The organism is Kitasatospora sp. MBT63 (genome assembly GCF_000710465.2).
Taxonomy (GTDB): domain Bacteria; phylum Actinomycetota; class Actinomycetes; order Streptomycetales; family Streptomycetaceae; genus Kitasatospora.
This window is the reverse complement of sequence record NZ_JAIZ01000651.1, coordinates 21,875-24,248: the sequence shown is the minus strand read 5'-3', so window position 1 is coordinate 24,248 and position 2,374 is coordinate 21,875. Positions and strand designations below refer to the sequence as shown.

The 2,374-nt window shown below is 74.0% G+C and carries 1 protein-coding gene and 1 pseudogene; both read right to left on the bottom strand.

The genetic code is table 11. The features are described from left to right. Positions 1-164 (bottom strand): annotated as a pseudogene (locus tag AA75_RS52750) ((2Fe-2S) ferredoxin domain-containing protein); the annotation flags it as partial. Between the two features lie 292 nt (positions 165-456). Then, positions 457-2,112 (bottom strand): FAD-binding dehydrogenase, encoded by a 1,656-nt coding sequence (locus AA75_RS34260; RefSeq protein ID WP_033824260.1) that lies wholly within the window; start codon positions 2,110-2,112, stop codon positions 457-459. Between the last annotated feature and the right edge of the window lie 262 nt (positions 2,113-2,374).

Sequence of the window (2,374 nt, the reverse complement as noted above, 5' to 3'; positions counted from 1 at the left end):
TCGCCCCCCCGGCCCCGGCCCGCCGTACCCACGTCCGCCTTCAACTTCGCCACCTGGCCGGGGTGGTCCACCCCCGGGTACTTGGCGGCCACGCCGCAGCAGCACCCCCGGCAGACCGTCACCGTCACCGGCGCGGCCGGGGCGACGGGTTCCTTGCGGGGCATGCGGGCCATCGGTCTCCTCCCACCGGGGCCCACCACCAGGACCGGCGGCGGACCACTCGATCCTCCGCCGATTCTCCCCCACCACCCCGCCCCCGCAGCGAGGCACCCCCAACGACCAGCCCCCCAGGGGCGCGAGGAACTGCGCGCAGCGGAAGACCCCCACCTCAAACCCGGCAACGCACGACGTATCCACCCACCGTCGCCGCCCACCACCCACACGCTCCCGCCCCGCGCAGTTCCCCGCGCCCCTGACGAGCAACCCACTCAGGGGCACTGGGAGCATCCCCCGGCCTCAGGCCGTTGCCTGCGCCGCCGCCCGCCCTGCCGCGCGGCCGGAGAAGATGCACCCGCCGAGGAAGGTCCCCTCCAGGGAGCGGTAGCCGTGGACGCCGCCGCCGCCGAACCCGGCTGCCTCGCCGGCCGCGTAGAGGCCGTCCAGCACGGACCCGTCCGCCCGCAGCACCCGCGAGGACAGGTCGGTCTGGAGTCCGCCGAGCGACTTGCGGGTGAGGATGTTGAGCCGGACGGCGATCAGCGGGCCGGCCTTGGGGTCGAGCAGGCGGTGCGGGGTGGCGGTGCGGATGAGCTTGTCGCCGAGGTAGCGGCGGGCGCCGTGGATGGCGGTCACCTGGAGGTCCTTGCTGAACGGGTTGGCCATCTCCCGGTCGCGGGCCTCGATCTCGCGCCGCAGCGCGGCCTCGTCGATCGGCGCTTCGGGGGTCTTGGCGTTCATGCCCCGGACCAGTTCGGTGAGGGTGTCGGCGACCACGAAGTCGGCGCCGTGCTTCTTGAACGCCTCGACCGGCCCGGTCGCGCCCGGCAGCGCCCGTCCGAGCACGCCCTTGACGGACTTCCCGGTGAGGTCGGGGTTCTGCTCGGAGCCGGAGAGCGCGAACTCCTTCTCGATGATCTTCTGGGTGAGGACGAACCAGGTGTGGTCGTGCCCGGTGGTCATGATGTGTTCGAGGGTGCCGAGGGTGTCGAAGCCGGGGAACAGCGGGACGGGCAGCCGGTTGCCGCGGGCGTCGAGCCAGAGCGAGGACGGCCCGGGCAGGATCCGGATGCCGTGCCGGGCCCAGATCGGGTCCCAGTTCTCGATGCCCTCGGTGTAGTGCCACATCCGGTCGCCGTTGATAAGGTGGCCGCCGGCCGCGCCGGCGATGCCCAGCATCAGGCCGTCGACGTGCGCGGGAACGCCGGACAGCAGCCGCTCGGGCGGGGTGCCGAGCCGGGCCGGCCAGGCCTTGCGGACCAGTTCGTGGTTGCCGCCGATCCCGCCGGAGGAGACGACCACAGCCTGGGCCCGGAGTTCGAAGGCCCCCGCGACCTCGCGGGAGCTGGCCTCGCCGCGGCGGACGTCGCTCGGCACCAGTACCTCGCCGCTGACGGTGTCGACGGCGCCCGCCGTGGCGGCCAGCCCGGTGACCCGGTGCCGGAACCGCAGTTCCACCCGGCCGGCGGCGACCGCCGCCCGTACCCGCCGGGCGAACGGCTCGACCAGGCCGGGTCCGGTGCCCCAGGTGATGTGGAAGCGCGGCACCGAGTTGCCGGGGCCGCTGGCGAGCAGTCCGCCGCGTTCGGCCCAGCCGACCACGGGGAAGAACCGCACGCCCTGGCGGTGCAGCCAGGAGCGCTTCTCCCCGGCCGCGAAGTCCACGTAGGCCTCGGCCCACCGGCGGGGCCACTCGTCCTCGGGGCGGTCGAAGCCGGCCGTGCCGAGCCAGTCCTGCCAGGCGAGTTCGTGCGAGTCGCGGATCCGCATCCGGCGCTGTTCGGGCGAGTCCACCAGGAACAGCCCGCCGAAGGACCAGTGGGCCTGACCGCCGAGGTTGGTCTCCGGTTCCTGGTCGAGGAGGATCACCTTGCGTCCCGCGTCGGCGAGTTCGGCGGTGGCGACCAGGCCCGCGAGGCCGGCTCCGATCACGATGACGTCGGCGTCCAGTGCCATGCGAACGGTCCTCCAGGGCTCGGTGGGTGCCCCGATACTGCGGCCTGCGGGCCCCGGGGTCAACCGGCGGGTAACAAACCGTCCGGCGGAATTGCGCTCCACCCCGTAGCCGAATTGCCGTCCCCCCGCCGGTGGAAATGCCGGCGGATATCGGCGCCGCGCGCGGCGGACGGCCGGAAGTAGCCCCTCCCCGCTCCCGCCAAGGGCGGATCGCCCACGATGCACCGCGGCCGGACAGCGTGCACCGCGACGGGAGACGGCG

What these genes read in the sequence shown, in the direction of transcription:
- AA75_RS34260 (WP_033824260.1), bottom strand. Translation starts at nt 2,112, where the DNA reads ATGGCACTGGACGCCGACGTCATCGTGATCGGAGCCGGCCTCGCGGGC.